The 23,460-nt window shown below is 59.6% G+C and carries 18 protein-coding genes; 2 read left to right on the top strand and 16 right to left on the bottom strand.

Annotated features, from left to right (window positions below):
- Nucleotides 1-80 precede the first annotated feature (80 nt).
- The 16 genes from ACMX25_RS17370 to ACMX25_RS17295 all read right to left on the bottom strand — a co-directional run bounded on the left by ACMX25_RS17370 (nucleotide 81) and on the right by ACMX25_RS17295 (nucleotide 19,886).
- On the bottom strand, nucleotides 81-1,106 hold the full coding sequence (locus ACMX25_RS17370; protein WP_414951235.1) for an aldo/keto reductase: 1,026 nt from the start codon (nucleotides 1,104-1,106) through the stop codon (nucleotides 81-83).
- A 168-nt stretch (nucleotides 1,107-1,274) separates the two neighbouring features.
- The gene (gene hutG, locus ACMX25_RS17365; protein WP_414951234.1) at nucleotides 1,275-2,069 is read right to left on the bottom strand and encodes an N-formylglutamate deformylase; all 795 of its coding nucleotides are present in this window, start codon (nucleotides 2,067-2,069) and stop codon (nucleotides 1,275-1,277) included.
- Between the two features lie 61 nt (nucleotides 2,070-2,130).
- Nucleotides 2,131-3,096, bottom strand: a complete 966-nt coding sequence (locus ACMX25_RS17360; RefSeq protein WP_414951233.1) for a LysR family transcriptional regulator — start codon at nucleotides 3,094-3,096, stop codon at nucleotides 2,131-2,133.
- Between the two features lie 371 nt (nucleotides 3,097-3,467).
- Nucleotides 3,468-4,322, bottom strand: coding sequence for an oxidoreductase (locus ACMX25_RS17355; protein ID WP_414951232.1), 855 nt, complete (start codon nucleotides 4,320-4,322; stop codon nucleotides 3,468-3,470).
- A gap of 291 nt (nucleotides 4,323-4,613) precedes the next feature.
- On the bottom strand, nucleotides 4,614-6,227 hold the full coding sequence (locus ACMX25_RS17350) for an ABC transporter ATP-binding protein (RefSeq protein ID WP_414951231.1): 1,614 nt from the start codon (nucleotides 6,225-6,227) through the stop codon (nucleotides 4,614-4,616).
- Complete coding sequence (locus ACMX25_RS17345) at nucleotides 6,224-7,369, bottom strand: ABC transporter permease (protein ID WP_414951230.1); 1,146 nt, start codon at nucleotides 7,367-7,369, stop codon at nucleotides 6,224-6,226. Before ACMX25_RS17345 ends, ACMX25_RS17350 begins: the two co-directional genes overlap by 4 nt.
- Nucleotides 7,323-8,372: a microcin C ABC transporter permease YejB gene (locus ACMX25_RS17340; protein WP_414951229.1), complete on the bottom strand. Its 1,050-nt coding sequence runs from the start codon at nucleotides 8,370-8,372 to the stop codon at nucleotides 7,323-7,325. Before ACMX25_RS17340 ends, ACMX25_RS17345 begins: the two co-directional genes overlap by 47 nt.
- Before the next feature lie 7 nt (nucleotides 8,373-8,379).
- A complete protein-coding gene (locus tag ACMX25_RS17335) occupies nucleotides 8,380-10,218 on the bottom strand; it encodes an extracellular solute-binding protein (protein ID WP_414951228.1) in 1,839 nt (612 codons plus the stop codon).
- A gap of 95 nt (nucleotides 10,219-10,313) precedes the next feature.
- Nucleotides 10,314-11,954 carry a peptide ABC transporter substrate-binding protein gene (locus ACMX25_RS17330; protein ID WP_414951227.1) on the bottom strand — a complete coding sequence of 547 codons (1,641 nt, stop codon included), beginning with the start codon at nucleotides 11,952-11,954 and terminating at the stop codon, nucleotides 10,314-10,316.
- 190 nt (nucleotides 11,955-12,144) lie between these two features.
- Nucleotides 12,145-14,889, bottom strand: a complete 2,745-nt coding sequence (locus tag ACMX25_RS17325) for a TonB-dependent receptor (protein WP_414951226.1) — start codon at nucleotides 14,887-14,889, stop codon at nucleotides 12,145-12,147.
- 375 nt (nucleotides 14,890-15,264) lie between these two features.
- Entirely contained in the window at nucleotides 15,265-15,840 is a 576-nt protein-coding gene (locus ACMX25_RS17320; protein ID WP_414951225.1) for a helix-turn-helix domain-containing protein, read from the bottom strand.
- Between the two features lie 248 nt (nucleotides 15,841-16,088).
- The gene (locus ACMX25_RS17315; protein ID WP_414951224.1) at nucleotides 16,089-17,294 is read right to left on the bottom strand and encodes a tetratricopeptide repeat protein; all 1,206 of its coding nucleotides are present in this window, start codon (nucleotides 17,292-17,294) and stop codon (nucleotides 16,089-16,091) included.
- 9 nt (nucleotides 17,295-17,303) lie between these two features.
- On the bottom strand, nucleotides 17,304-17,735 hold the full coding sequence (locus ACMX25_RS17310; RefSeq protein WP_299718451.1) for an ExbD/TolR family protein: 432 nt from the start codon (nucleotides 17,733-17,735) through the stop codon (nucleotides 17,304-17,306).
- Nucleotides 17,736-17,754: 19 nt separating this feature from the next.
- On the bottom strand, nucleotides 17,755-18,177 hold the full coding sequence (locus ACMX25_RS17305; RefSeq protein WP_414951223.1) for an ExbD/TolR family protein: 423 nt from the start codon (nucleotides 18,175-18,177) through the stop codon (nucleotides 17,755-17,757).
- Nucleotides 18,178-18,189: 12 nt separating this feature from the next.
- A complete protein-coding gene (locus ACMX25_RS17300) occupies nucleotides 18,190-19,095 on the bottom strand; it encodes a MotA/TolQ/ExbB proton channel family protein (RefSeq protein WP_414951222.1) in 906 nt (301 codons plus the stop codon).
- Between the two features lie 77 nt (nucleotides 19,096-19,172).
- On the bottom strand, nucleotides 19,173-19,886 hold the full coding sequence (locus ACMX25_RS17295) for an energy transducer TonB (RefSeq protein ID WP_414951221.1): 714 nt from the start codon (nucleotides 19,884-19,886) through the stop codon (nucleotides 19,173-19,175).
- Between the two features lie 600 nt (nucleotides 19,887-20,486).
- On the opposite strand from ACMX25_RS17295, the gene ACMX25_RS17290 reads away from it, so the two are divergent.
- On the top strand, nucleotides 20,487-20,693 hold the full coding sequence (locus ACMX25_RS17290) for a hypothetical protein (protein ID WP_414951220.1): 207 nt from the start codon (nucleotides 20,487-20,489) through the stop codon (nucleotides 20,691-20,693).
- Between the two features lie 844 nt (nucleotides 20,694-21,537).
- Entirely contained in the window at nucleotides 21,538-23,400 is a 1,863-nt protein-coding gene (locus ACMX25_RS17285; protein ID WP_414951219.1) for a zinc ribbon domain-containing protein, read from the top strand.
- Nucleotides 23,401-23,460: the final 60 nt, after the last annotated feature.

Raw genomic sequence — 23,460 nt, 5'->3', positions numbered from 1 at the left:
GACCGGCAGAGTGACGGCGAGTGGCGCGGCCCTGGCCACCCGCACATGAAAGCACCGCGTTTTCCCGCCATCCTCCCGCTCTAAACCGGCGACGGATTGCGATCGGCGAAACCGCGTTGATGCCAGTACGGATACGGCAACGGCAACGTGCTCGCTTTATCCAGGGCCGCAATCTGCTCAGCACTCAACGACCACCCAACGCTGCCCAGGTTTTCGCGGAATTGCTTCTCGTCGCGGGCGCCCACAATCACGTTCGCAACTGTCGGCCGCTGCAACAACCAGTTCAACGCAATCTGCGGCACGCTCTTGCCTGTTTCCTTGGCCACGGCATCCAGCGCGTCCACGATGCCGTAGACATAATCATCGGCAACCGGCGGTCCCATGTCTGCCGTCTTGTGCAAACGGCTATTCTCCGGCCACGGGCTGCCGCGCCGAATCTTGCCTGTCAGGCGGCCCCACCCCAACGGACTCCACACAATGGTCGAGACCTTCTGATCCAATCCCAGCGGCATGAGTTCATGCTCGAAATCGCGGCCGGTCAGCGAGTAATACGCCTGATGCACCGAATGCCGCGCGAGGCCTTCACGGTCTGACACCGCCAGCGATTTCATCAAGTGCCAGCCGGAAAAATTCGAGCAGCCGATCACGCGAATCTTGCCAGCGCGCACGAAGTCATCGAGCGTGCGCAACGTTTCTTCCACGCGTGTCAATGCATCGAAACCATGCAGTTGATAGATGTCGATGTAGTCGGTATTCAAACGCTTCAGGCTGCCATTGACGGCTTCGGTCAAGTGATGCCGGGTCGAGCCAACGCTGTTCACGTCCGAGCCGAACTGAAACGTTCCTTTCGTCGATACAATCACCTTCGAGCGACGCCCGGCAATGGCCTTCCCGAGGATCTCCTCCGCCATGCCGTCGGAATAAACGTCGGCACTGTCAAACATGGAGACGCCCGCCTCCAGCGCAATATCGACCAGGCTACGCGCGCCGTCAGCGTCAGTGCTGCCCCACGCCTTGAAGAAATCATTGCTGCCGCCGAACGTGGCGGTGCCCAGGCTCAGCACGGGCACCTTGAAGCCCGTTTCGCCCAGTAAGCGATATTCCATGTCCACTCCTTTCCATTGAAAGCCAATGAGCCGCTGCTGCGCCGGCGACGCGGGCAGGCAGCTTCGTTGATGCATCGGCCATGTTAAGAGATCGTTGAAAATCGCGCTTGGATGCACGGCGGCGGCAGACGGTCCCGCGCTCACGCGAGCGAGATCACGGTCTTTGGATTACAGCCGTTGGATGACATCCAGCGCCGCGCCCACCATGTCCTTCACCACCACCTGCACCTGACTCGCCGCTTGGGGCGCGTAGTCGAACGGCTCCGTCTCATCCATGTAAGTCGACTGGCACATCTCCAGTTGTATCGCGTGAACGCCGGTCTCAGGCGCACCATAGTGACGCGTGTTGTAACCGCCCTTGAAACGGCCGTTGGCGATCCACGTATACGAGCTCCGCGCAGCGGCATCGGTGACCGCTTGCAAGGCCGCTGGCGCTGCCGTGCGCCCATCCTGCGTACCGATGTTCAGATCAGGCAGCTTGCCCTCGAACAGACGCGGCAACACGCTTGCAATGGAATGCGCTTCCCACAGCAGCACGTTTGGATGCACCGCCCGCAACCGCGCGAGTTCTGCCTCAAGCACATCGTGATATGGCTGCCAGTAAGTGACTACGCGCCGCGCTTTCTCGGCCGCATCGGGCTCAATGCCATCGCGATACAGCGGCATGCCACGGAAGGTTTCGCCCGGGCACAGGCCCGTCGTCGTCTGGCCCGGATAGAGGCTTTCATCGTTTGATGGACGGTTCAGGTCGATCACGTAACGCGAAACGCGCGCCCCAAGAATTGTCGCGCCCATCTCGCGGGCAAAGTCATAGAGGCGGTCGAGATGCCAGTCGGTGTCCGCAACGGTCAGCGCAATGTCCGTGTACAACGGCCGCAAGCTCTCTGGAATTTCAGTGCCCAAATGCGGGATCGAAATAAGCAGCGGCGCGTCGCCACGATGCAAGGTGTAGAGATCGGTCATGATGGATTCCGGGCGGGATAAGCGTAAGGAAGAGGTTTAAAACAGGGCGGGTTGACAAGCGTTACTGGAGCGCGTCGGCGGGCAGGTTGGGAAGCGCCTGCTGCAGCGCCGGGCGAATACGCTGATCAAGCACGCCGCGCGTCAAACTGATCAGTTCGGCCGCGAAACCATCCCATTCGCTCTCACGATGCAGCAGGAAAAAATCGCGGCGTGCAAGGCCGCCTGGCGGCAGCGGCAACACATCGATTTCCTCCAGATAATGACGCGCCTGCCACAAGCAGAGCGGCGTGGAAATGGCGAAACCAAGACCCGCGGCGACGAGACTGAGCAGCGGATCGGTGGCATCGAATTCATAACGACGCGGACTGTCGATACCCAGGTGCCGCGCAAAACGCTCGACCTGCTGACCGATCACCGAGCGCCCCGTATAACGGATCAAAGGAAGATTGCCAGCGAGCATACGCCAGTCCGCCGCGGGACGTGACGCGAGGAACCGCCGCGACGCAACCGCTACGAACGCCTCGGAGAACAACGGAATCTCCACAATACGCGGGTCCGAAATGACAGTCTGGGTGCATACAGCCAGATCGATCTCGCGATCATGCAACTGCTTGGTCAGCCCCGGCGTCAAGCCCGACCATAACGCAATCTGCCGGGACGAACCCGAGAGTGCACGAATCAGTTCAGGCCCCACAGTGGCGGCGAACGAGTCCACGCATCCGAGGCGGACCGACGCATTGCCTGCATCGGATACCTCGTCTATGCGGGCACTCACGCGTTGCGCGTGATCGAGCAAGGGCGTGGCAAGTTCAAGCAACGCTCGCCCAGCGCTATTGGCACGCGGCGGGCGGCTGTCCCGGTCAAACAGGCTTATGCCCTGCTCGCGTTCGAGCCCGGACACCGCCTGGCTGATCGCGCTCTGGCTCACGCCGAGCTGCTTTGCTGCGGCGGTCATCGAGCCTGTATCGCAGACGGCAACGAACGCCTGCAACGCGCGCAGGTCGATAGGATGATGCGGTCGTCTCATGGGCGCTCCGGTTTGGCGCGGCGCGGGTTTAGCAGGGACTAAAGGATGCCTGTGCTGGCAAGAACCGTGCGAAGCTGCAGGATTTTCCGTCGATGCCCATAAGTTTGCCTTATGCAAAATGTTCGCGGAAGCGGGGGTTTCCTGCAATCGGGATGAAGCAAAAGGCATAAGCAGTTCGAGAACAGGCGTGCTTATCGTGTGATGAAAGCCAAGCCGCATACGTGTGAGACGCAGGCGGGCTTTATCGATAGGAGATGTCCAACGGTCAAAGGGCGCACACCTCTCTGTCAGCGAAAAATGAGAAGCGTGCGCCCCGTTACGGCTCGTGGCGAGGAACCACAAAGAGAACGACTCTTGCGCAATGTGACGGCTTACCTGGATCCTTCAGGAAAGTCAGCGCCAATCGTCGTCTTTTCCCACGCGTCGAAGTCCTGAGTCAGCGAACTGACCTTCTTGCGCGCGAGTTCAAGCGCGGCTTTACCAAGCAACAGGCGCAATGGCGGGGTATCGGAGAGTGCCGCGTCAATGATGGCCTGCGCCGCGCGCACCGGATCGCCCGCCTGATTGCCGCTGCGCGCTTCGGTCTGCTTGCGACGCTCGCCTGCGGTACTCGCATAGTCATCAATGCGCGTAGCCGACTGCTTGATTGACGGCCCCGCCCAGTTGGTGCGGAACGGTCCGGGCTCAACCACGAGCACGTCAATGCCGAGCGGTTTCACCTCGAGCGCCAGCGATTCCGAGATCCCTTCCACTGCGTATTTCGTGCCGTGGTAATACCCGGTGGCTGCGAAACTCGTGATCCCGCCTATCGACGAAATGTTGACAATGAGGCCGCTTTTTTGCGCACGCATGATGGGCAATACGGCCTTCGTCATGTCGACCAGACCAAACACATTCGTCTCGAACATCGCGCGTACGGCGTCGTCTTCGCCCTCTTCGATCGCCGCCAGATAACCGTAACCCGCGTTGTTCACGAGTGCATCGATACGGCCGAAATGCTTCTGCGATTGCGCAACGACATCGGCGATCTGCTTGCGGTCGGTCACGTCGAGTTGCAGCACGAGCGCCCGGTCGCCGTGGCCTTCGGCCAGGTCGTTGAGCGTGGACGGATCCCGTGCCGTCACCACGGCGCGCCATCCGCGCTCGAGCACAAGTTTGGCCAGCTCACGACCGAAGCCGGTCGAGCAGCCGGTGATGAGCCACACGGGGTTGTCTCGATTCATCATGGAAAGCTCCTGTATATCAATCTGAAAGTGGGTTGTATTGGTGCGACTGAATGAGGAAGGTGATGTCGGGCCGAAGCCTGGAGAATGCGTAGCCCGAATCGTTCCCGCGCGTAAATCCCCGATAAAGCTTACTCGCCAGACGCGAACGCAGCACGGGCCGCTCAGGGCTGCGTGCTGCAGTAAATTGCTCTCGATTGCCTGATTCTCTTGGCGGCGTGCGGCTTTAGTTCGTTAAGGCGGAATGTCAAGCCCAGCTGAAGCAGACCAAGCGCTCGCGCCTGCCCTACAAGTTCAGGCCGCCGCGCTCGCCACGATCGATGCCGCGAGCAGCGCCTGTGCATAGGGATGCGCGGGCGCTTGCAATACGTCCATTGTGTCGCCCATCTCGACTATCCGCCCCGCCTTCATGACGGCCACCCGATGCGCCATCGCGCGCATGACGGCCAGGTCATGCGTGATGAACAGATAGGTCAGCGTGTATTTTTTCTGCAGCCGTGTGAGCAGGTTTAGCACCTGCTGCTGTATCGATACATCGAGCGCACTCGTGGGTTCATCGAGTACAAGCAGTTCCGGCTCGACCGCAAGCGCGCGGGCAATCGCAATGCGCTGCCGCTGCCCGCCCGAGAATTCGTGCGGATACCGTGGCAGGACATCGGCCGGCATGCCCACTTCTTCGAGCAGCGCCACTACACGCTGACGACGTGCCGCTGCCGTTACCTCCGGCTGATGCAATGCTATCCCTTCGCCCACGATCTGTTCGATCGTCATCCGTGGCGATAACGATCCGTAGGGATCCTGAAAGACGACTTGTAACCGCGACGACACGCTGCGCCGCGAGTTCGCGCTTTTTAACGAAGACAAGGACTGCCCGTCGATATGAATCAGTCCTTCCGCCGGCCGTTGCAAGCCCAGGATGGCGGCTGCGAGCGTAGATTTTCCCGACCCGGATTCGCCCACGATGCCAAGCGTTTCGCCGCGTCTGAGCGTAATGCCGACATCCTGCAACGCGCGGAACGAAGACTTCGAAAATACGGACCGCCAGCCTTTCACCGACGTCCGGTAGTCCACCGATAACCCCTGCACTTCGAGCACCTGGCGCGCGTTCGACGCAACGGGATCGATCGCGCGTTCGGGTTCGCTGTTGAGCAGACGGCGTGTGTAGCGATGCTGCGGATTAGCGAACAGCTCCGCGGTCGAATTGGTTTCGACCAGCACGCCCTTCTCCATCACCGCCACGCGCTGCGCGAAGCGCTTGACCAGGTTCAGGTCGTGCGTGATCAACAGCACCGCCATGCCGCGCTCGGCCGCCTCCTGCTCCTGCAAGCCGATCAACAACTCCACGATCTGCTGGCGCACCGTCACATCGAGGGCCGTGGTCGGTTCATCGGCGAGCAGAAGGCGCGGGCGGCAAGCGAGCGCCATCGCGATCATCGCGCGTTGGCGCTGACCGCCGGAGAGCTGATGCGGGAAGCTGTCAATGCGCCGTTCCGGTTCTGGAATACCGGTACGCCGCAACAATTCGATGCCGCGCTGGCGTGCCGCGTTCGGCCGCAGCCCTTCGTGCAGACGCAGGCTTTCCGCAATCTGCTTACCGATGGTGAACAACGGGTTGAGCGCGGTCATCGGCTCCTGGAAGACCATGGCGATGTCGCGGCCGCGAATGCCGCGCATCTGCTGCTCGGTCTTTTGCAGGAGATCCTCGCCATCCAGCAGAATGCGTCCTGTCTGGCGAGCATTGTCCGCAAGACCGAGAATGGATAGCGCCGTGACGCTCTTGCCCGAGCCCGATTCGCCGACCAGCGCCACGCGTTCGCCACGTCCGATAGAAAGAGCCAGGTCGCGTACGACGGTCTTGTCGCCGAAACCAATCGATAACCCGTCGAGTTGCAACAGAGGGACTGTCACTTCTGTGCGCCTCCAAATGCGGAACCGCGTGTGCGGGTATCGAGCGCGTTGCGCAATGCGTCGCCCATGAAGGTCAGCAGCAGCAAGGTGACGACAAGGCCGCCGAACGCCGCGCCGGAGATCCACCATGCATCGAGATTGTTTTTACCTTCGGCAAGCAGTTCGCCCAGGCTTGGTGTTGGCGCGGGTACGCCGAGCCCGAGGAAGTCGAGGCTGGTCAGCGCGAGAATCGCGGCGCTCATGCGAAATGGCAAGAAGGTGATCACGGGGGTCAGGCTGTTGGGCAATACATGGCGCCACATGATCTGCCAGTTCGACAAACCCATCGTACGAGCAGCGCGAACGTAGTCAAGCGAACGGTTGCGCAGGAATTCGGCACGCACGTAGTCGGACAGCGTGAGCCATCCGAACGCCGAGAGCAGGATGAACAGCAGCCATAAGGTCGGCTCGAAGATCGACGCGAAGATGATCAGCAAGTACAGGTCGGGCATCGAACTCCAGATCTCGATCAGGCGCTGGCCGATCAAGTCGGTGCGCCCGCCGTAAAACCCCTGCACAGCGCCCGTCAGGACGCCCAGCAAGACGCCCGAGACCGTCAATGCAAGCGCCATGAGCACCGAGAGCCGGAAACCGTACAGCAGGCGCGAAAGGACGTCGCGCCCGAACTGGTCCGTGCCGATCCAGTTCGCGGCAGAGGGCGGCGCAGGATTGGGCGTGGTCGCGAAATAGTCGACGGTGTCATAGTGAAAATGATTCGGCGGATAGATCGCGAAGTTGCCCTTCGATTCCAGCCGGTCGCGAATATATGGATCGAGATAGTTCGTGCGCGCCGGGAAATCGCCGCCGAATACCTTCTCCGAATAGTCCTTCAGAATCGGAAAATAATAGGTGCCCTCGTACCGGACCAACAACGGCTTGTCGTTTGCGAGCACCTCGCCAAGCAGGCTGATCACAAACAAGCCGACGAACACAATCGTGCTCCAGTAACCCAGCCGCTGCGCCTTGAAACGCAGCCATACGCGCCGGCCGGGTGACTCCGACGGCGGCGGTTTGATCGTGGCCGTCATGACCGGGTTCGCGGAGACGTTCATGCGTTCACCGGTCGAGCCGGTCGAACTGGATACGGGGGTCGACGAGGACATAACACACGTCCGCAATAAGCTTGGTCACAAGACCAATCAGGGTGAACAAGTAAAGTGAACCGAGCACGACGGGATAGTCGCGCCGGATCACCGAGTCGTAGGAAAGCTGGCCCATGCCATCGAGTGAAAACAATGTCTCGATCAGCAAGTTGCCATTCAGGAACGCCCCCACGAATGCCGCGGGCAATCCGGTCAGCAGCGGGATCATTGCGTTGCGCAAGACGTGCTTCCAGAGCACATCGCGTTGCGGCGCACCTTTTGCGCGCGCGGTCAGAACGTATTGCCGGCTGATCTCTTCGAGGAAGGTATTCTTCGTGAGGATGGTGATAATCGCAAAGTTGCCGACCACCGCTGCGGTCACCGGCAACGCGATGTGCCACAGGTAATCCAGTACCTTTCCCACGACACTAAGCTGATCGAAGTCGTCGGAGGTGAGGCCGCGCATGGGAAATACTTGCCACAACGTGCCGCCGCCAAACAGCATCAGCAGCAGTACGCCCAGTACAAAACCCGGGATGGCGTAGCCGGTCAGGACGAGCACGCTCGTGGCGGTATCGAAGCGGGAGCCGTTGCGCACGGCCTTCGATATCCCGAGCGGCACTGCAATAAGGTAGGTCAGCAGCACGGTCCAGAGCCCCAGCGTGATGGACACCGGCAGCTTCGACCGGATCACCGCCCAGACACTTTGATGCTGGTAATACGACTGGCCGAGATTGAAACTTGCATAGTTCTTGAGCATGCTGAAGTAGCGCACGATCGGCGGTTTGTCGAAACCGAATTGCTTCTTGAGCTGCTCCACCTGTTGCGGGTCAACCCCCTGGCTGCCGTGATATCCGCCAGCCCCGCCCGCTTCGCCGCCGTGATTCCCGCCGTGGCGCATCTGGGTCAGGATCTGCTCGACCGGGCCACCCGGCACGAACTGCGTGACGAAGAACGTCAGCGTGACCACGCCTACCAGCGTGGGGATCATCAGCAACAGGCGTCTGAGGATATAAGCGGCCATGGCAATCTCAATGTGTTGAAGCAGCCGTAGCGGCACCGGACGGCGCCTTCACGAACCAGTAGTAGATCAGCCAGTCCTCGGCGTAGTAAGAAGTCGGCGAGACTTTTGGGAAACCCATGCGTGACTGATATCCCACGCGCGTATTCGGTGCGTAGTACTCCGGCACAATGTAATAGCCGTTGATCAGGATGCGATCAAGCGCACGCGTCGCCGTCTCCAGATCGCTCAGTGTTTGCGCTTTCAACGCAGCGTCGACCATCGCGTCCGCGGCTTTCGACCGGACACCCGGGTAATTCTCCGAGCCCGGCTGCGAGGCCGCTGCGCTGCCAAAACGCCGCGTCAGTTCGCCACCCGGAATGGTGACAGGCGCATAGATAAACGTGGTCATGTCGAAGTCGAATGCGTCCATGCGCTTCTCGTACAACGCGCTGTCGAGTTCTCGCAAGTGCGCCTGTATGCCGAGCGTCTGCAACTGCTGAATGTACGGCAGGATGACCTCGTCCATGCCGGGCTGGTCGTCCATGATCTCGACGGTCATCGGAGTGCCGCCTGCGTTGCGCAACGCGCCGTCACGATACTGCCAGCCCGCATCGTTCAGGAGCGCCTGCGCTTCCCGTAAATTAGCGCGCAACGAATGGGGTGGCACCGTGTCGGGCTGCTTCACCATCGGGCCGAACACGGCGGCGGGGAGCATTGATCGATACGGCTCGAGCAGTTTCAGCTCTTTCGCATCCGGCCAGCCCTGCGCGCCAAACGGGGAGTCCTGAAAGTAACTTCCCGTGCGGCGATATTGATTGTAGAAAGCCAGCCGGTTCAACCAATCATAGTCGAAAGCCAGCGTCAACGCCCGACGCACGCGGGCGTCCGCGAACACTGGCTTGCGGGTATTGAAGAACATGCCCTGCATTTGTGCCGGGCCATCGGGTATCTCGACTTTCCTGAGCGAGCCGTTGCTGAAGTTCTTGCCGATGTATTTCCGCGCCCACGTCGATGATGAATACTCCACGCGCAGGTCCGTGTGACCCGCCTTGAAATCTTCCAGCGAGGTGTAGTGATCCGTGAAGAGCCGAAATGTGACCCGCTGGAAGCGATACATGCCGCGTCGCGACGGCAGGTCGGCGCCCCAATAATCCGGGTTGCGCCGGTACGTGATCTGCTTGTCGTTCTTGCGTTGCTCGATCAGGTAAGGACCGCTTGCCACTGGCGGGACATCGGATATCTGGTCGAACGGCGGCCGCGTGCCATCCGCTTTCATGCCCCACTTCGGCGAGAAAACCGGCAGGTCCCCCGCGATCAGTGGTGCGTCGCGGCGTGCTTCCTTGAAGTCAAAGCGCACCGTCAGGCGGTCCACAACGGTCGCGCGGCTGATGTTGGCGAACTGCGAGTTGTAGATGGGCGCCGCCTCGTGGCTCGACAACATGTCGTATGAATACTTTACGTCGGCGGCGGTGATCGGGTCGCCATTGGAAAAACGCGCGTGGGGATTGATATGGAACGTGGCCGACTTGCCGTCCGGAGCCACCGCTACGTCGTCCGCAATCAATGGATACTCCGACGCCAGTTCGTCCCAGCTTCGCTGCATCAGCGTGTCGAACATCAGGTTCTTCAGGTCGGGCGCCGGCGCGCCGCGGACCAGGAACGGATTCATCGAATCGTAGCTTTGCAGTTCGTCGTAATTCTGGAAATTCATGTCGCCGTTGGCCGGTGCGTCTGGGTCCGCATAGTCGAAATGCGTGAAATCCGCCGGGTATTTCGGCTCGTCGTATTGTGCGATCGACGGCCGCGCGAATGCTTGCGAGGTAACGAGCAGTGCTGCAACGCTCAGCGTGAAAAGAACCCTATGCATTGTCGCTTGCCGCCATCGTCGTGAACCAGATTTGCACGTTACCAGTACTCTCACGGGATGATCCCGTTCGGTCATAGAAAAACACGGCGCTGCGCTCAATGCTTGATGATGTACATGTCTGCGCTGCGGTAATGGTCCATCGGGTTTTTTGTGGAATAGCCGCCCACGTAACTCTTGACCAGGCGCACCAGCGTGTATTGCAGCAGCGGCAGCATCGGATAGTCGTCCATGGCCACCTTGCCCGCTTCGGTCTGCAATCTCTGGCGCGTAGCCGGGTCCGTGGAGTCGGACGCCTGGTGCATCAGCGCATCGGCTTTGGGGTTGCACGCCTGGTTGTCGTTCTGCTCGGAACCGCATTGAACCAGCGTGAGGAAGGTACTGGCGTCGTTGTAATCAGCCACCCAGCCGTTGCGTGCGATCTGGTAGTCGCCATCGTGCCGCTTCTTGAGCAGCACCTTGAATTCCATTGCCTGAATCTCGGTATCCAGGCCCAGTTTTGTCTTCCATTCGGAGGCCGCGAAGATGGCCATCTTCTTGTGATACTCGCTCGTGTTCATGGCGAACTGCAACTTGGTGCCCGGCTTCACACCCGCCTCGGCCAGCAGCTTTTTTGCTTCATCCACGCGTTTTGCCATCGGCCATGACGCCCAGTCGTATGCGCTGACATCGGCGCCCTTCACGCCCTTCACGATCACGCCATACGCCGGAATCTGCCCGTCGGCTGTCACGCGCTGCGCCAGGATGTCCCGGTCGATGACCATGGACAGCGCCTTGCGCACACGCACATCCTTCAGCAGCGGGTCCTTGTTATTGAAGGAGTAGTAACGCAAACCGAGCATGGGCGCCGCGCGCATCTCGTTCGGATACTCCTGCTTGTAGCGGGCATAGGTGCCGGACGGAAGCTGGTTCACCCAGTCGTCACCGCCGGATTCGTACAGCTTCACGTCAGTGTTCTCGTCCTCTACCGGAAGGTATGTGACCTGGGTCAGCTGCACGTTGGCAGCATCCCAATACAGCGGGTTTTTCGCCACCACGAGGCGGTTGTTGACTTGCCAGTCCTTCAGCATAAAGGCGCCGTTGCTGACCAGCTTGCCCGGTTTGGTCCAGTCCTTCCCGTACTTTTCGACGGCCGCCTTGTTCACCGGACCCAGGTTCGTATTCGACATCAGGTCGGGCAAGAACGGCACCGGATTCGGCGTCTTGATTTCGAGCGTGTACGGGTCGAGTGCGATCACGCCAAGCGACGCCACTGGCTTCTTGCCTGCCACGATGTCTGCCCCGTTCAGCAGGAACATGCCATACGTGGTTGCATACGGCGAAGCCGTTTTAGGGTCGACGAGACGCTGGCATCCGTAAACAAAGTCAGCGGCGACAACCGGTTCGCCGTTGGACCATTTCGCATTTTTTCGCAGATGAAAGATCCATGTAGTGGGATCTTTCATCTCCCACTTTTCCGCGACGCCGGGCACCGTTTCGCCGTCGGTACGCGTGGCGGTCAGCCCCTCGAACAGGTCCCGCGCGACGGTATTAGCCGGCACGGACTCCGCTACGTTTGGATCCAGCGTCTCGACTTCAGTGCCAATGTTTCGCACCAACTCTTGCTTCGCGGCGAGCTGCACGCCGAGAGGAACAATTGCCGCCTGCGAAGCGCCGGCGAGCGTGAAGCCGCTCAGAACCAGTGCCGCAGATGCACGGCGAAGACGGATGGAAGAATGAGGACGAAGTGCGAGAAACATCTGGAAACTCCTGGTATTCGTGACTTCCGCGCTCGGCTTTGACTGCAGCCTGGAGCACGTCATGCGATGAGGCATCGAAAGATCAATACGTAAAAACGAAAGGTCCGGAATTCCAAAAACAAGGCCGCTCCGGCGCCGTATCACGCGCGCCGAAGCGACCGCTCCATCAGGCAAACAGACTACAGCGATTTCAGAACTTGTACGTTGCGCCAACTTGCGCGAAACGGCCGATGTTCGTGTAGATTGACTGGTCGTAGCCATTCTGATCCAGCGTGCCATTTGCAAAGACTGCATCGTACGGCGGCGCACGATTGAAGATGTTGTCGATGCCGCCGAAGATCGTCCAGTGCTTGAAGCCCGTGTACGTCATCATCAGGTTGAACTGGCTGTACGATCCCGCGTGGGACGGACCGGCAGCAACCAAGTTTTGCGCGTACGGACCCGTGAACTGCCACGTCAGCGCTGCGTCAAACTTGTTGTACGCCCAGTCCAGGGTGGTGTTGCCTTTCCAGCGCGGGAAGCTGCCGCCGAACGGCTGCGTGAGGGTGTAGTCATTACCCGCACCATTCACCGGCGACTGGCCCGGCGAGCCGAGCTTGAAGCTGTTGATGTAAGCCCAGTCAGCGGACAACGTGAACGTCCCGGTCTTCGTCGACAGCGTCTGGCGGAACGTGCCTTCAAAGCCGTTCGTATCCAGGTAACCCAGGTTCATGTACGGGATGACCTTGTACAGCAGATTCCCATCTGCGTCGGTTACGGTCTGGGAAGGCGAGCCTTGACCAATCACGTTGTCGACACGAATCTTGTACCAGTCCAGGCCGACATCCGTCGTACGGGTGGGCGACAGCTGGAAGCCGATGCTCAGGTTCTTCGTGCGTTCGGCTTTCAGGTCCGGATTCCCTTCCGTGATCGACGTGTAGTTCTGGCCAGTGGCCTGGTCGACCTGAATACCCAGCGTTTGCGAGTTGCTGTTCTCAACGAACGTCGGTGCGCGGAAGCCACGGTTGTACGAGGTGTACATCGTCAACGCCTGAACCGGCTGATAACGCAACGCGAAACGCGGCGAGAACGCACCACCCACATCGCTGTAGTGGTCGTAACGGCCCGACTGGCTGAACGTCAACGCGCGGACGATAGGAATGTCCACCTGGTAGTACACGGCAGCCACGTTGCGCTGGCCATTCACCGTCTGCAGATTCGGGTTGATGACCTGGCCCGTTTCGAATGCCGCACCCGGGTTCATCACTTCACTCTGGTGAGTGAACTGTGCACCGAAGCCGAGACCTACATCACCCGCCGGCAGACTGAAGAGGTGTGGCGTGGACAGCGTTGCGTCAACGGTATCGAGCTTCGAGATCGCGAGGTTGTTCGCATCCTGATACAGCCCGTTGAGGCCGTTCGGCGTTGCCGCAGGATTCGAGAAATCGAACGTCCCGTTCTGGTAAATATTGGTCAGTGCCGCGGTGTTGAGCTGGTTCGTATAAGTGTTCGAAACCGTGCTCTGCGAGTGACTGACTGACGTTGCCCAGTCCCACTCGCCGTTCGGCAGGTTGAACGAACCCTTGATGCCCGTTGACGCGCGCCAGTAGGTGGCATACGTGTCTTCCGCTACCGCGCCCGGGAACGCATACGTGAGCGGCGTGGCTACCCCGTACGGGTTGTACGGATTGCCCGCCGGCACCGTGAAGTTGAACGGCGAAAGCAGCTTGGTGTTCGGATTCCACACGAGTGCGGGAACCTGCGGATTCCCGACTACGTTGCCCCACAGACCGTCATTCGTCGTGGTCTTGTTGCTGCTGATCAGGAAGTCACCAAACGCTGTCGTCTCGTCGTTGATCTTGAAATCAGCGTGAAGCTTCGCGTTCAGACGCTCGGTCATCGGCGCGATCGACGTGCTTTCTGCTGTGTTGTAGCCGCAAATCGTGCCCGGCAATCCCGATGTCAGCGAGTTGGTGCCTGCGGGATGCACAGCACCGCCGTTCGCACAGCCGCTCAACGCCTGCACGCTGCCGTCGGGCAGGTTCCAGTACGACGGCGCGAGCAACGAATGGCCGCCCGGCTGATTGGTGAAATCCTGGGCGCTCGTCGCGTCGCGGTCGGCGAGCGTGAAGCCGTTCGACTTGTAGTAGCTCGCTGCAGCCGTCACGTTGAAGCGGTCGGCGTTGAGGTCGCCAAAGCCGGCGAGCACGCCGAACTTGGTCGTGCCCGCGCCGCCGCCCTGGCTGATGGCGCTGCCGTAGCTGCCGTCGAGTTGCAAGCCCTGGAAGTCATGCTTCGTGATGATGTTGACGACGCCTGCGATGGCGTCCGAACCGTATTGCGACACGGCGCCGGTCTTCACGATTTCGATGCGGTCAATGGAGTTCAACGGCAGCGTATTCAAGTCGAAGAAGGAGTCGACGCTGTTCGAGAAGAACGCGAACGGAGCAACGCGCTGTCCATCCACCAACACGAGCGTGTATTTTTCGCTAAGGCCGCGCAGAGCGATGCCTGCCGCGCCTGCCGCGAAGTTGCCGGACTGGCCTTCGCCCCAGCTGTTCGCCGAGTTGGCCGAGGTCGTGCGCAGATAATCCGCGACGGTCGTGGCGCCGCTGTTCTGAATGTCTTTCTGCGTAACCGTCTGCACCGCATTGAAGCCAACCTTGTCGGCGCTGCGAATCAGCGACCCGGTCACTTCAAATTTCTTGATTTGCTGGACGCCCTTTTCAGCAGTCGGTGTCGCGGTATTGTTGTCTGCGGACGGTGTTGCAGCGGTGCCAGATGCTGGCGTCGCCACTGCCGCTGCCGGCGCGCTTTCCGTCGTGGTTGCGCCTGCAGCAGTTCCTGTGGTGGCCGGCTGGCTTTGCGCAAACGCCGGTACGGCGAATGCGGCTGACAATGCTAACTCAGCCCAGACTATTCGTTTGATGGCCAGCGCCAATGCCCGTTGTTTCATTTTTCCCCTTCTCGCTCGTAAGTAAGGCACAGCTGTGTGTGAGGCGAGGTCTTGTGAACCTCGCCACTCGATATACGGCGTTCTAGCGCCGCGCTCCGTTAAAGCTGACCCGCGCTTGAACTGACCCGCAAACTGGTCAATCACGCACCAGATTGCACATGCAGACAAAAAGACGGGACACTTCAAATACTTCAATATCGGACTACTTATTTGTTGCAAACGAAATGCGCAGCGCTGCTTAGTTTTTTTAACTTCAACTACGTTGTGTGATGGGCCGGGAAATGTCTTCCCATCCATTCCACCTTACATCTATCCATCAGTAATGCTTACAAATACGAAGCGACTGCTTCTAAAGAAAGTACGAAGCAAAGGGGCTTAGAACAATCTTGGTGTGCCCACCCAAACAATTACCGCTTCTTCACGAGCGGTGTTGCACCAGGCGTGGGGCACGGTGGACTCGTAATGCGCGGTGTCACCTGCCTGCAACACGAACGTTGTACCTTCCAACGTGAGCGATATCTGGCCGCTCATCACATACAGGAACTCTTCTCCTGCATGTGTCGTGACTTCCGATGGATTCTGTCCCACCGGCATCCTGACCAGAATCGCCTCCAGCTGGCCGCCGACGGACAAGTTCGTCAGCCTTCCAAAACGGTTCGCGGTTCCGTCAAACCCAAAGTAGCTCAGCTCGCTCCCTCTGCGCACTGACCTGTCTTCGGTAGGCGTGTCGACGAAGTACTGCACCGTCACGCCGAGAGCCCGCGCAATGCCAACCAGAGAGGTAATGGAAGGCGTTGCATGACCTCGTTCCACCTGCGATAAAAAAGGCTTTGAAATCCCTGCAATCGTTGCCACTTCATCCAGCGTGCGCTTGAGCCGTTGGCGAAGCGCGCGAATTTTACTTCCTATGGAAACTGCGACCTGTGCCTTGTTATCGAGTGGCAAAACCATAGCAAGACAGAATCCCGTGGTCAAAATTAGTTTGTATACCAAACTATGTTTTACTGAATGCAGCATCCTCCCTAAGACACGCGCCATATGCCCGGTTAGTTGCCGCGATGGATGGTTCAATCAATGCGATCGTCGGGATACTTTCGCACTTGCCTAAAGCGGGGCGATGCGCACGGCAATTGCACACGCGATCATCGCCCTTCGCAGGATGGGACATGTTCAACCGGGATACCGTTACTTGTTACTCGTTACTTCGACGCCACCAGCACCCACAATCGGGCGAGGTCGGCTGAACCGTCGGAGCCTTTCACCGCACGGAACGTTTGCACTGCACGGGTTTTGTCGCCTGCCACGAAGTAGGCCACGCCGAGATGCAGTTGCGCCTGATCAGGATGATCCAGTCCACCCTTCGCGATCGCCGCCTCCATGGCCGCAAGTCCTGGCTTGGTTTGACCGGCGAAGACCTCGTTGAAGCCGATATCAACAGGCGCCACAGGGTTCGACGAATCAGCCGGCGCTTGTGCCCGCTTCACAGCCAGCGCCTGCAACCGCTTTTCGCGATCCGTCTGTGCATCGTGACCCAGAACGCCTGATGTGAATCCCTGGTCGATCACCTGCTTGCCCTCGGCCGTGGTGCCCGCGACGATAGCGAGCTGAGTCATCTCCATGTAGTCATCGACGGTTGTGAGCGACCCGGTTGCGCGACGCAGCCGATAGGTGTCGATATCGAGCACAGACGAATAGCCCGGCTTCGTGCGAATCGATTGAAACAGGTCATCCCAGTAGGATTGCTTCGGGTGATACGCCACCAGCTTTTCGAGTGCACCGCGGTACGTCGTGTCATCCTTCACGCGCTGCGCGCACGTGCCGAGCAACTGCAGCTGCGACTCATCGGGCGCATGACCGGCATGCACTTGCGCGTCCACCGCGGGCTTGAGCAAACTCACCACATTGGCGCAATCGTTCGACAGGTAGTAAGACTGCACGAGCAACGTGCGCATATCGGGATCGCCGCCGCCTGACTTCAGGTAACGCTGCGCGACCTTGATAGCCTGCGTGTAGTTCTTTTCCTGGAAGTAGATGCCCGCAAGCGCCGCGGTCGTGCGTTGTTCATCGGCGCCGCTCAGGCGTCCCGAACTCAGCAACGTTTCGTAGGCTTGCGCAGCCACGGCGTTGTTGCCCGCCGCCGCCGCAGCAGCGCCGCGCATTTCTTCGACCATGGTGCTTTCATACGGCGTCTTGCCGGGAACCGCTGCGGCCTGATCGATCTTCGTCAACGCATCGTTGTACTTGTGCGCGCGATACAGATCCTGCGCGGCGTTCAGCGGCTTCGCCACATCCGGGCGCAACGTGTCCGCGGCATGCGCCGTGACAGGCAGCACGGCGAGCGCGGACAGTCCCCCAATGGCCGTCGCCATCACGGCGCGTTTGAATCGTTGATGGATCGTTAGCATTGCACTTCCCTATTGCATGTACTGCTCATTGCCGATCAGGCCGATTTTCGTCGCGCCCAATCGCTGAGCGGACGCCATCACCGCCGCGACATCTTTGTACGGCACCAGCTTGTTGGGCCGCAGATGAATTTCTGCCTGCACCGGTTCAGCCGCCACCTGTGCGAGCCTGGATTCGAGCGCCGCACGGTCCGGCACCGCTTGACCGTTCCAGGTCGTGGTGCCGTCGAAGTCGATATCGATCTGCACCACTTCAGGCTGCGTGATCGGCGGCGGCGGATTGCCGATCGGCATGTTCATCTTGATGGCGTGCGTCTGGATCGGAATCGTGATGATCAGCATGATCAGCAACACCAGCATCACGTCGATCAGCGGCGTGGTGTTGATATCGACCATCACGTCCGGTTCAGCGCTGCCACCGCCCGACGATACGTTCATTCCCATTGTGCGTTCCCCTGCAAAGCTAGCCGCCCCGCGGAGGCGGCTCAGTAATAAACGAAACCTTGGCGATACCGGCGCGCTCGCACTCGGTAATGACCCGGCCGATGAATTCGTAACGCGTGTTCTGGTCGCCCCGAACGTGCACTTCCGGTTGCGGCGTCTGGACCGACACGGTCTTCAGGCGTGCCAGCAGCGTCGGCGCATCCACCTGCTTCTCGTTCCAGAAGAAATCGCCGTCGCGGTTGACCGCAATGACAATACTTTTCGGTGTGGTCTGCAGCGGCTGGATCGTCTCTTTCGGCAGTTGCACCGGAATCGTATGGGTCACCACCGGAATCGTGATCAGAAAGATGATCAGCAGGACCAGCATCACATCGACGAGCGGCGTGGTGTTGATACTGGAGATGACCTCGTCGTCATCATCTTGCCCAACGCTCATAGCCATGACGAACTCCGCTTATTGGGCAAGCGCTGTTTCGCGAGCCGTAGCGCGCGCCGAGCGCCGGCTGCCGGCGAGCAAGACAGTGTGCAGTTGCGCGCCGAACGCACGAACACGCTCCATCACCGACTTGTTGCGGCGAACCAGGAAGTTGTAGCCCAGCACCGCCGGCACGGCCACCGCGAGACCGATTGCGGTCATGATCAGCGCTTCACCCACCGGACCTGCAACCTTGTCGATCGAAGCCTGACCGGCAATACCAATTGCCGTCAGCGCGTGATAAATGCCCCACACCGTACCGAACAGGCCGACGAACGGCGCTGTCGAACCGACTGTGCCGAGAAACGCCAGGCCGTCTTGCAGACGATTCGATACGTTAGTGATCGCACGCTCGACCGAAGTGTCGATCCACGTGTTGCGGTCGACGGCTTCGAGCAGCGCTTCGTTGTGATGTTCGCCCGCTTCAATAGCGGTCTCGGCGATGAAGCGGAACGGCGAGGCTTCATCGAGCATCTTCGCGCCTTCAACGAGCGACGGCGCGCTCCACAGCTGCTCGTCGGCACTCTTTGCACGGCGATTCGCGCGGAATTGCTCGAAGAACTTGGTGATCATGATGTACCAGCTGCCCATCGACATGAGCACCAGCAAGATCAGCACGAAGCGTGCAACGAAATCACCGTTCTTCCAGAGCGCGCCGAGCCCGTACGGGTTGTTGACGGTTTCCGACGTAGCCGGCTGGGGCGGCGGCACGGCTTCGTCCGTGGCCGAGCCGGCCGTTTGCGGTGCTGCGGTGGCGGGTGCTGTAGCCGACGCGGTAGCATCGCTAGCTTGCGCGTGGGCCATATGCGGTGCCACAAAGGTATCCACCGTGGTTACGGCGAACAACAGGGTTGCCGCCAATGCGGCGAGAGTACGCTTTTTCATGCCTGCTCCAAGTTCATTAGTACAACTTCTAAACCAAGACTGATAAATCGCTACCGGTACCGAACAGCCAGTGGGGATCAGTTCAGGTTAAACGAGAACGGAACTTGCACACGGACGGGTTGGCCTTGGGAAACGCACGTGAACTGCTTGACCGCGTTGAACGCTGCGCGATCGAGTGAGGAATCGTCTGCCGACTTGGCAACGCGTTCATTCGTGATGTGGCCCTGCGGGTCGACTACGAATTCAATGAGCACATCGCCCGTCACATTGTTTTCCTGCGCTTCTTTCGGGTAGCGGATCGAGGACCGGATCTGGTCCGAGTTCGGACACACGACGCCAACCTCGGTGCTTACCGGCTTGGTCGGGGCGGGCGGCGCTGGCGGAGCGGGCGGCGCGACAGCGGGTGCAGACACGACCGGCGCGGCCTGGTGCGTGATGGTGGGCTGCTGCGGCGGCGTTTGCACCTGCACTTCCGGCGGCGGCACGAACGGCGGGGGCGGCGGCGCAAACTTCGGCGGCGGCAACTGCACGGTGGGCAACGGCGGCGGCGGAGGCGGCTTCACCGGCTCGATGATTTTCGTTTCAATAGGATGCTGGATGACCTGAACGACCTTGGTGGCCAAGCCATTGATGAGCGCATAGATCAGCACGATGTGCAGGAGCAGAACAACAGCGATACCGCCGAAGCGGCGCACCGGGTTTTGCTGCTTGCGCCCAAACTCACGCGGACGCCCTGGCCTTCCCAAATTGGCCGTTGCTGCCGGAAATTGCCCTTCGACTTTCGTACCCACCTTTACTCCTCCGGCGTGAACCGTCTATTTCTGTCACTGCAATGCACTTGCGTACGGCAACCAACGCTCACTTCGGGCCAGCGCTTGCACCGCCCAACCGCTTGATTTGCACTGCAAAATTTATGCTGCAGCGCGCAAATCGGATGCGATGACGGAGGTACGGCTACGAGGCGCCTCAGCGGGTTTTCCTGCTCACCGAGCGATCACTTAATAACCACATTCAGTTAATTCTGTCCCGCGCAATCACTCACGCCCCTCACGCATTCCGATCTTTCTTTAACACCCGGGGGCATTTTAACGAAGCGCTTCTGCTGCTGAACTTTTCAGCGTGATTGTCACCGGCGTTTCATGGGATGCGACGATAGCAGGACAAAAAATGCATGGTCAAACTTTTTTTGATGTCAGCATACTCAAATTAGAGAGAACGCTCTAACTAGTGCCGCTTTTGCGTTGTCGCAAAACAATAACCGTATCTCAAGCGGATATGGGGCCGCCTTTGAAAGCCCGGCAATTGGGACCGGGTCGCTTATTGCAGCGTTCTGATATCCGTCGCGGGCCGCTGACCCATAGACGACAGGATACCGATAGAACGCTTACTGGGTGGACCTTGGCGAAGATTTCGCACGCTGGGAACTGAGCGCTGAAGGCACGTCGGACGCGACGATCGAGCACTCACGCGCACCTGGCGTCAAGGGCTACAAAATTAAAATCTCGAAAGCGGCGCGCGAAAGTATTTTTAGCGGTATTTACGACACGTCAAACAGACATTCTCAATACGTCATTATTAAATTACAGAAATTATTCTGATTTATTACATATAACTAACGGCAAGGATAATAGCTGCGGCATTGTCGGTAATTAGTTCTCGCTGAGCTTATTCCCGCTGACTCATAACATCTCGTTATAACCCATAATATATTCGCATTCTCTGGGGTTTATGTTTCTCGACCACATAACATCCTGTTATAAACCATAATGAATTCGCATTTAGCAGATTATTGGAGATTAAGCCGGATGAATAAAAATTATTAATTGAAAGAAAGCGTCGAAGGCTGATGTCCGTTCGCTGGCCAATCTGCAAGTTCACATGTTCAGAAGCATAGGTCGACATACCTGTCATCCGCCGGATGATGCTTAGTCAGTCGATTCATCAAGATAACTAAGCAATTTCGACGATGTGTTTCTTGGCCCGCCTCACACTTCGTTACCCACTGATCTCCCCGCGGGCGATGTGCAGATCGTGTCGCCGTTCCATCCTAGCGTTGGCGTTGCTCAAAAATTCGCTCGCCGTCGACGACTTCATCTGTCGAGTCTGCGTCCGGTCCACTTGATCGAACTAAGCAGTTGCCTACAAGCGGCACTTCAATCTGGTCGACATCGTATAGCGGGTTCTACCCACCCTGACGTCCGGTGCGAGTTGCGACCGCAAGCTTGCCTTACCGCCCTTATCCGCCACATCCAAGTTAAATTCGGACAAACGCGATGAGCGAAGCCCCACACAATGCAGTTGCGGAGAAACGTTGCCGATGCGCGTCAATGCGGTCTACAAAACATACCGCGCTGCCAACTTCTGGATTAATCGCACTATTCCTATACGAACGATCCGACGGCATCACGAGCCGGCATCGACACCTGCCTCGAGGGGTTCATCATGAACCTGTTAGCTTTTCGCACGCCTGTCCTCTACGCGGCTTGTCATCGCTGTGGAAACACGTTGACGCAAGGCGAAGAAGAATGCCCGCATTGCGGCGCGGATCAGTCCCGGGCATTGCGCGCACCGAACTCCGTCGACTTCAATAGCAGCAACGTCATGATGATGCCGGGCCGCATGCACGTGCCGTATCCGAGCGTGCCCGAGGAAGTCGATGCGGCAATGAATATCGCGCGGGAACGTGCTCGCGTTGTCCGTCGCGTAACGTTCGGCGTGGCGGGCGGCGGACTGCTCGCCATCGCGCTGGCGCTGAATTACGCCCCCGGCCTGAGATCGCCCGTGGTGCAACGGCTTGCAGCACTGCCGGAGCCCGCGAGGACACCTGCGTTCGTTCCGGTCATGACCAACAGCACACCGAAGGCCATTGCACCGGCCAGCGCGGCGAAGGTTGTTGCGGCCGCGAAGCCAGCGCCCCCTATCCCGGTGAGCGCGGCCAAGGCCCCGCCGGCAAGCCGTCCGACGCCCCCCGCGTTGACCTACGCGGCGGCCCGGCCAGTGACGCAGTTGCCGGTGCCTATACCGGCTCCCGCGCCAACGCCCATAGTGGCAACGAATCCAGCAACGAACACAGCAACAAATCCGGCAACCGAAATAATCGCGTCGATCATGAACAAGCTGACGATCGCCGCTGGAGTCCTGCGCACCGAGATTTCCACGCTCGCGATGAGTTTTTCGTCAGATCCGGCTACGCCGGCAACATCGAACGCACCTGCGCCTATTGCCGAAACGACCGCTACATCCCCAACAATCGCAACTGCGCCAACCACAGCGGCGAAAGTAACGAACACGCCGACCGTGGTCGCTGGACCGATATCAAGGAGTCCGACGAACCCGCCGGCTGTCACTCCCGCACCGAAAAATCCGACGCCTTCGGCACCTGTCACGCTGGCACAGGACACACCTGCCGCACCACCGTCCACGATCGCTCCAACCGTCAGTACTCCGTCGCTCGCGGTTTTACCACCGGCGCCCAGCCCTACCGCCGCCGCTGATGTCCCCATCGCCAGCCATGCACCGCAGCCGCCCGCGCTGGTGGAAAAGGAACTGCCGAAGCTGTCGTTGCCGCCAGTCATGCCGGTTATCGCCATAGAGCGTCCGCCGGTGGGCAGCCCGGGCGAAAACCTCTATTTCGCGCGCCTCGCGCTGGGCACCAACGACCTGAGCGCAGCACGAAAGAGCGTGGCCAACGTGCCCGCGGATCAGGTCAACAGCCCTGAGGTCCAGCAGATACGCGACGATCTCGCCCAACGCGAAGCCGCGCGCGATACCGCCATGCAACACGCCCGCACATGCGACCGTTCGGCTTCATGGCGATGCGCACGGCGTTATGCAAAAGACGCGCTTGCCATCGACTCGAGCTATACGGATTCGCGCGTATTCCTGAAGCATGTGGCTTTCAAGATTGCTGAAGCGAAGAAGGCAGCCGAAAACGCGCAGATCCAGAATGCGGCCATCGCGCAACGCGGTCCGTTGCATCCGGCGCCCATCCGCGAGGCCGTGGTAATTCCGGCAATCCCGCGCAAGGCGCCAGTTGCGAGCGCGGATAGCACTCCGAGCACGCCCAGCGCTCCGAGCACGCCGGCCAGTACGCCGCCGCACTTGTTCGCCAACCCGGTCGCGCGCGCGCCACGCGAGACCCACGTAACGCACGAGGCTCACGAGACCCGCGCCGAGCCGGACACGCGTGAACCTATGGTGTGGACTTTCAGCCCCGTACGCAACGCGAGCACGGAGGCGTCCGAATCCAAAGCGCTGGAAGACAACACGCCTATTCGCCCGGCGGGCCGTGGCGAAGCGCATTGAAACGCAGCGAAGCTGCATCGAGGCTTGCACCCACCTGTATTGCGGATGACGTATTGCGCA

It is taken from the genome of Caballeronia eucalypticola, from assembly GCF_047608185.1.
Classification (GTDB): Bacteria; Pseudomonadota; Gammaproteobacteria; order Burkholderiales; family Burkholderiaceae; genus Caballeronia.
The sequence above is the reverse complement of the archived record's forward strand: the minus strand, read 5'-3'. Positions and strand labels throughout refer to the sequence as shown.